At 74.1% G+C, this 7,265-nt stretch carries 6 protein-coding genes; 2 read left to right on the forward strand and 4 right to left on the reverse strand.

From position 1 onward, the window contains the following. Positions 1-128 precede the first annotated feature (128 nt). Together ACWEQL_RS23380 and ACWEQL_RS23385 are read left to right on the forward strand one after the other, a co-directional pair. Positions 129-884, forward strand: a complete 756-nt coding sequence (locus ACWEQL_RS23380) for an NUDIX hydrolase (protein WP_452152238.1) — start codon at positions 129-131, stop codon at positions 882-884. Between the two features lie 82 nt (positions 885-966). Then, complete coding sequence (locus ACWEQL_RS23385; RefSeq protein WP_452152239.1) at positions 967-2,151, forward strand: MarP family serine protease; 1,185 nt, start codon at positions 967-969, stop codon at positions 2,149-2,151. Between the two features lie 231 nt (positions 2,152-2,382). Here the strand turns inward: ACWEQL_RS23385 and ACWEQL_RS23390 are convergent, their stop codons facing one another. From ACWEQL_RS23390 to nhaA, 4 genes are all read right to left on the reverse strand, one after another. Then, positions 2,383-2,667 (reverse strand): hypothetical protein, encoded by a 285-nt coding sequence (locus ACWEQL_RS23390; RefSeq protein ID WP_452152240.1) that lies wholly within the window; start codon positions 2,665-2,667, stop codon positions 2,383-2,385. A gap of 260 nt (positions 2,668-2,927) precedes the next feature. Then, the gene (locus ACWEQL_RS23395; protein WP_452152241.1) at positions 2,928-4,004 is read right to left on the reverse strand and encodes an alpha/beta fold hydrolase; all 1,077 of its coding nucleotides are present in this window, start codon (positions 4,002-4,004) and stop codon (positions 2,928-2,930) included. Between the two features lie 199 nt (positions 4,005-4,203). After that, positions 4,204-4,680 (reverse strand): phage holin family protein, encoded by a 477-nt coding sequence (locus ACWEQL_RS23400; protein ID WP_452152242.1) that lies wholly within the window; start codon positions 4,678-4,680, stop codon positions 4,204-4,206. Between the two features lie 295 nt (positions 4,681-4,975). Beyond that, the gene (nhaA, locus tag ACWEQL_RS23405) at positions 4,976-6,448 is read right to left on the reverse strand and encodes a Na+/H+ antiporter NhaA (RefSeq protein ID WP_452152243.1); all 1,473 of its coding nucleotides are present in this window, start codon (positions 6,446-6,448) and stop codon (positions 4,976-4,978) included. Positions 6,449-7,265 lie beyond the last annotated feature (817 nt).

The raw sequence follows: 7,265 nt of genomic DNA on the forward strand, positions 1-7,265 counted from the left end.
GAGGTGGCGGACATGGCCACGGGACCGGCCGCCGCGGATGCCGGGGGTGACGTGGGCGCCATGGGCGCCGCGGGCGCCGCAGGTGCTGAGGGTGCTGCAGGCGCCGCGGGAGAAGCGGGGGTGGCGCGGTGACCCCGGGGATCGCTCCCGACCCGCGGATCGAGCGCGACGGCCTGCCCCCGTGGCTGCTGCCCGTACGGGACGCCGCCGAGCGGGTGCTGCCCGAGCAACTGAGCCGGTTCCTGCCGCCGGCCGAGGGCGGGCGCGCCTCGGCCGTGCTGATGCTGTTCGGCGAGGGCGCCGAGGGGCCGGACCTGCTGCTGATCGAACGGGCCCGCTCGTTGCGCTCGCACGCCGGCCAGCCCTCCTTCCCCGGTGGCGCTCTGGACCCCGAGGACGGTGACCCGGAGGGCCCCGGCCCGGTGCGGGCGGCGCTGCGCGAGGCCTGGGAGGAGACCGGCCTGGACCCGTCCGGTGTGCAGGTCTTCGCCACGCTGCCGGCCCTCTACATCCCGGTGAGCCGCTTCGTGGTGACGCCGGTGCTCGGCTGGTGGCGGGAGGAGTCGCCGGTCGCCCCGATGGACAGCGCGGAGACCGGTGCGGTGTTCCGGGTGCCGCTCACCGAGCTGACCGACCCCGCGAACCGGGCCAGGCTGCGCCATCCCTCCGGCCACGCCGGTCCGGCCTTCGCGGTGGCCGGGCGGCTGGTCTGGGGCTTCACCGCGGGCGTGATCGACCGGGTACTCCACCACAGCGGCCTGGAGCTGCCCTGGGACGCCTCCCGGATGCTCGACCTGTCGGAGGAGGCGCTGGAGCTGGTCAGGGGCGAGCACGACCGTGACCGTTCCGCCGGCCGACCGGGCGGCGACACCCCGGCCACGTGATCCGGCGCGGACGTGGGCGGCCGGGCCGCCTCCGGGGCGTCCGGCCCACCCACGGGGCGGTCCGCCGTGGGAGGGTGTCCGAGTGAACGTCCTGGATCTGCTGCTGATCGTCGCCGCCGTCGGGTTCGCCGTGTCGGGGTACCGGCAGGGCTTCGTGGTCGGCGTGCTGTCGGTCCTCGGGTTCCTCGGCGGCGGCCTGATCGCCGTCCAACTGCTGCCCCTGCTGCTCAGCCACCTCAGCCCCGGCACCACCGCCTCGGTCATCGCGGTCGTGGTGGTGATCGTGCTGGCCGCGATCGGCCAGGCCGTCACCACGCACTTCGGCTGGAAGCTGCGCGGCCACATCGACCGCCGTCCGGCCAAGGCGCTGGACGCGGCCGGCGGTGCGGTGGTCAACGTCATCTCGATGCTGCTGGTGGCCTGGCTGATCGGCTCGGCGCTCGCCGGGACGTCCATGCCCACGGTCTCCAAGCAGGTGCGCAGCTCGGCGATCCTCGGCGGCGTCCAGGACACGCTGCCCTCCGACGCCCCGAACTGGTTCTCCGACTTCACCAAGGTGCTCGCCCGCAACGGCTTCCCACAGGTCTTCAACCCCTTCGAGCACGAGCCGATCACCGAGGTCGACAACCCGGACCCGGCGCTGGCCGCGAGCCCGGCCGTGGCCCGGGCCAAGCAGAGCCTGGTCAAGGTGGTCGGGACGGCCACCGCCTGCGGCAAGACCCTGGAGGGCAGCGGCTTCGTGTACGCCCCGCACCGGGTGATGACCAACGCCCACGTGGTCGGCGGCGTCGACGAACCCACCGTCCAGGTCGGCGGCACCGGCCAGCTGTACGACGCGACGGTGGTCCGCTACGACTGGCAGCGCGACATCGCGATCCTGGACGTCCCGAAGCTCAACGCCCCGGCGCTCCCCTTCGCGGGCGAGGCGAAGACCAACGACAGCGCGATCGTGGCGGGCTTCCCGGAGAACGGTGCCTTCAACGTCCAGCCGGCCCGCATCCGGGGGCGGATCCAGGCCAAGGGCCCGGACATCTACCACCGCGGGCAGGTGGACCGGGACGTGTACTCGGTGCGCTCCCTGGTCCGCCAGGGCAACAGCGGCGGGCCGCTGCTCACACCCGACGGGCAGGTCTTCGGCATGGTCTTCGCCAAGTCCCTGGACAGCGCGGACACCGGCTACGTGCTGACCGCCGCCGAGGTGCGCACGGAGGCCGAGAGCGGCGCCACCGCGACCGCCCGGGTGGACACCCAGGGCTGCGCGCTCTGAGCGGACACCCTGGGCTGCGCGGAGCGGACACCCGGGGCCCTGGGCTCCGAGCGCGCTCCGGGTGTTGTTCTGAGCGCGCTCGGAGTCCGCTTTGTCGGAGTGCGCGTCGTGCGTGTCGTGTGCGTCGAGTGCGCTCCGAGTGAGGCGGGGGCGCCGCGGGGCGTCGGGCGGGGTGAGCGCCGGACGTACCGGGCGTCCGCCCGGCGCGCCGAGCGCCGGGTGCGCCGGGGCTCAGCCCTCGCGCCGCAGCCGCGCGCCCACCCAGCGGGCGCGGCGGCCGAGGATGCGGGGAATGCCGAGCTGCGACCGGTCCGGGCGCTCCCCGTGGTCGGCACCCTCGTGGCCGAGGTCCTCCACCCGGTCCGGGCGGGGTCCGGACCTCGGCACGCCGCTCTGGAGCGTGCCGCCCGGGCGTACGCCGTTCTGGAGCGAGGCGTTCCGGAGTGAGCTGTCGAGGCGCGAGCTGTTGTGGCGTCGGCCGCGCTGGTCGCCGCCGCGATCGGGCATCCAGGTCATACCGCAATGGATGCCCCTGGGCCGCTCGGGGTAACCGCCCGTGGCGCGGCGAGTTGGCCTATGCGTTTGTCATATGAGCGCAATATTAGGAGAGTTGGGGAAGTCGGGGGAGGACCTGGGCAGTCCTTGTGGCCGGTTGTTGTGCGCCGTCCGCGGGGCCGGATCCCGTGCCGGGCCCGTGCCCAGTCCTCGTTCTCAGGCCCCGTGCCCAGTTCCCGCGCCCAGGCCCCGTGCCCAGTTCCCGCGCCCAGGTCTCGCGCTCAGTCCTTGTGCTGGCCGATCCAGTCGAGCAGCTCGGCCGTGAACTCCTCCGGCGCCTCCTCGTGCGGGAAGTGCCCGACCCCCGGCAGCAGCCGCCAGCGGTACGGCGCCGCCACGTACTCGCCGCCGCCGAGCGCGGTGTGCGAGAGCAGCACCGGGTCGGCCGCACCCTGGACGTGCAGGGTCGGCGCGGTGATCTCCTTCTTCATCCGGCGGGCGAACTGGATGCCGTCGGGCCGGGCCATCGAGCGCAGCAGCCAGCGGTACGGCTCGATCGAGCAGTGCGCGGTGCTCGGGATCTGGATCGCCTGCCGGTACGCGGCCACCGCCGCCCGGTCCAGCTGGGTGCGCCCGGTCCAGGCGTCCAGGTAACGGCCGACGAGGGCGGCGTCGTCGGCCACCAGACGGCGTTCCGGTATCCACGGCCGCTGGAAGCCCAGGACGTGCTCGAAGGCGGCCATCTGGCGGCGGTCGGTGAGCAGTGCCCGGCGCAGGTCCCGCGGGTGCGCGGCGGAGACCACGGTGAGGCTCTGGATCACCGACGGGCGCATCACGGCCGCCACCCAGGCGAGCGTGCCGCCGGAGGCGTGGCCGACCAGGTGCGCCCGGTTCTCGCCGAGCGAGCGGATCACGCCGGTGATGTCCAGGGCCAGGTTGCCCGGGTCGTACCCGCGCGGGGTGCGGTCGCTGCCGCCGATGCCCCGCAGGTCGAGCGCGACGGCCCGGTAGCCGGCCTCGGCGAGTGCGGTCAGCTGGTGGCGCCAGGCCCACCAGTACTCGGGCCAGCCGTGCACCAGCAGCACCAGCGGTCCCTGGCCGAGCTCGGCGATGTGGAACCGGGCGCCGTTGGCCGCGAGGTCGCGATGGGTCCACGGACCGGCCTGCCGGATGCTCCAGGCCTCCTGGGGGCCCTCGGAGCCGCGGGCGGCACCCGGCGCGGCCTCGGCGGCGATCTCGGCAACGGAACCGGCCCCGGTCGTCCCGGCCCCGGTCGTCCCGCTCCCGGGGGAGGTCGCGGGAGCGGTACCGGAGGCGGCGGACGGCTGCGAGGGCACGGGCTTCTGGTCGAGCGGCATACCGAGAGCGTGTCACATCCCCGCGCCGGACACGTGCCCGGCACTCGCTCTCGGTGCGCCGGGGGCGTACGGGGCCGTGTGCGCCGTACGGGCCTTGCCACCGGGCCGCCCCGGCCGGCCGGGGCCGGACTGGGCGGGCACGGCGCCGGAGCGGGCGGATGCGGCGCCGGTGCTCGGCGGGCCCGGCGGCGCCGGAGTGTTACGGGATGCGGCCCAGGGCACGGTCGATCTCCTCCTGGGTCGCCGGGCGCGGGCGGGCGTTCTTGAGCACGTCGGCGGTCTTCTGGGCGCCCTCGATGGTCCGGCGCGGCTTCTCGATCCGCTTGAACGAGCGCAGCGCGAGCAGGCCGAGCAGCGCCGCCAGCAGCAGGTAGGCGCCTGCCACGATCAGGAACGACCAGCCGAGCGACAGGCCCAGCGCGTGGATCCCGTAGGCCGCCGCCGCGCTCAGCATCGGTACGGCGGCCAGCGCCACCACCCCGGCGACCGTCAGTGACACACCGCCGGAGACGCCGCGCTTCACGTCGGCGCGGAGCTCGGCCTTGGCCAGCGCGATCTCGTCGTGGACCAGCGCGGACAGGTCGGCGGTGGCCGCGGCGAACAGCTGCCCCACCGAACGCTCGCCCTCGTAGGGCGCCCGGCCGTTGCTGGACGGGTCTGCGGCTCCTGCGGGCATCAGCGGTTCTCCTCTGCGGCCGTACGACACCGGGGCCGGAGTGGGCCCGGTGGCGTCCGTGGACTGTCGACAGCTCAGAATCATGCCCCTACCGGTCAGTCGGACACCACTCCGGGGGCCCCGCCGGAGTGGCATGTCCCGGCCGGTCCGGGCCGCCGGTACGGGGGTGGGGGCGGGGTGTCGGCACCGGGGTGGGCGGGCCGCGTCGGCGGGGTGCCCGCGTTCGGTGCCCGCGTCGGACGGCTGTGCGGGGCGGCTGTGTGGGGTGGCGCCGGGGCGGGGGCTACGGGCGGGGTCAGCGCTCGGGGTCGGAGGTTCCGTCCGGCCGGCGCTCGGCGGGTCCGGCGGACTCGGGTCGTCCGGTCCGTTCGGCACGTCCGGGATGTTCGGCACGTCCGGGATGTTCGGCGCGCTCGGCGCGCTCGGCGCGCTCGGCCAGGGCGGCCATCCGGGCCTGCCAGGCCGGGTCGTCCTGCTGGTAGACGTCCGGGATGCCGTCGCCGTCGAGGTCGCGGTCCTCCTCCTCGCACAGCTGCCGGTAGTGCCGGTTGCGCAGCTTGAGCAGCACCGTGGCGAGCAGTGCACAGAGCAGCGAACCGACCAGGACGGCGGCCTTGGCCTTGTTGGCGAGCTCCGGGTCGGAGGGGAAGGCCAGCTCGCTGATCAGCAGCGAGACCGTGAAGCCGATGCCGGCCAGGACCGACAGTGCGAACAGATCGGCCCACGTGAGCCGCGGGTTCAGCTCGGCCCGGGTGAAGCGGGCGGCCAGCCAGGTGCCGCCGAAGACGCCGACCGTCTTGCCGACCAGCAACCCGATGACGATCCCGAGTGGCGTGGCCTGGGTGAAGACCTGGGCGAGCGCCGGGCCGGAGAGCGTCACCCCGGCCGCGAACAGGGCGAAGACCGGCACCGCCAGCCCGGCCGACAGCGGGCGGATCAGGTGCTCGATGTGCTCCCCCGGAGACTGCTCCTCATCGCCGGTCCGGTGGCAGCGCAGGATCAGGCCCATCGCCACACCGGCGACCGTGGCGTGCACACCGCTCTCGTGCATCAGCGCCCAGATCACGAAGGCCAGCGGCACGAACAGGTACCAGCCGTGCACCCCGCGCCGGTGCAGGAACCAGAAGAGCACCAGGCCGGCGAGGGAGAGCCCGAGCGCCCAGTACTCGATGCCGGAGCTGTAGAAGACCGCGATGATCAGGATCGCGATCAGGTCGTCGACCACGGCGAGGGTGAGCAGGAAGGCGCGCAGCGCGGACGGCAGATGGGTGCCGACCACCGCGAGCACACCGAGCGCGAAGGCGATGTCGGTGGCGGTCGGGATCGCCCAGCCGCCCGGATGCCCCCCGCTGCCGGAGTTGATGACGGTGTAGATGACCGCGGGCAGGATCACCCCGCACACCGCCGCGACCACCGGTAGCAGGGCGGCGCTCGGTGTGCGCAGCTCGCCCGCGACGAACTCGCGCTTGAGCTCGATGCCGGCCACGAAGAAGAAGATCGCCAGCAGTCCGTCGTTGGCCCACGCCTCCAGCGTGAGGTCCAGGTGGAGCGGTCCGGACGGGCCGACGGTGTGGTCGAGCACACTCTCGTACGCCTCCGGCCAGACATTCGCCCAGATGAGCGCCACGACGGCGGCGATCAGCAGCAGGATGCCGCCGACCGTCTCGGTCCGCAGGGCGTCGGCGATGAAGGTGCGCTCGGGCAGCGACAGTCGGCCGAGGAACTGGCGGCGGGGCGTCGGCTCGTTCGTGGGCGGCTGGCTGGCCACGGCGGGACCTCCTGGGCGGCGGCAACGGTGTACGGATGCACGGGTGGTGCAGTGCCGACCAGACTTCCCGGCGCGCCCATGACGCGGAGATCTTGTTGCGTCGTTGACATTCTACGGGGAACCGCGAGGCGATATCCGGATCGTCCTACCCAAGGACTTAAGCCCTCCCGGGCTCCCGCTGCACCCTGAGGCGGTGCCCGGCGGTGGCCGCCGGCGGGCTTCCCGGGGCGGGGAACGGGGTGGTTAGGGGGCGGGTAGCGGGGGGCGCAGCGACCCCGTCTGCATGCGGCCGGCACCCGAACGGCGTCGGCCGCATGCAGACGGGTGACCGCCTTCCCACCGTCGAGTACACGCCCGTCGCCCGCCGGGGCCACGCCGACCGCCCCGGCGAACGCCCGGTCCGCTCCGACACCCGCTTGGTGATCGGCTCGATCAGCAAGGTCCTCACCGGACTGCTGGCCATCCGCAAGGGCGGCCGATCACTTAGCTCTACCTGGCCACCCACACCTCGGGTCTGCCCCGGCTGCCGGTCGGACGTCGGTCGCCGCGCCGGGGGCTCGGCAAGGATCGGTGCCCCGGCAAGGACCGGTGCTCGGCCAGGACCGCTGCACGACCGTGCCCCCGGGCGGTGGCGACCGCCCGGGGGCACGGCTCCGTCATTCCCGGCCTCCTGGCCGGGCCGGTATCAGTCCTGGTTCGCGGTGGGGAGCTGGGACTGGATGAGGTTCATGACGGTGCTGTCGGCGAGGGTGGTGGTGTCGCCGACCTCGCGGCCTTCGGCGATGTCGCGCAGCAGGCGGCGCATGATCTTGCCGGA

This window comes from Kitasatospora sp. NPDC004240, assembly GCF_053603215.1.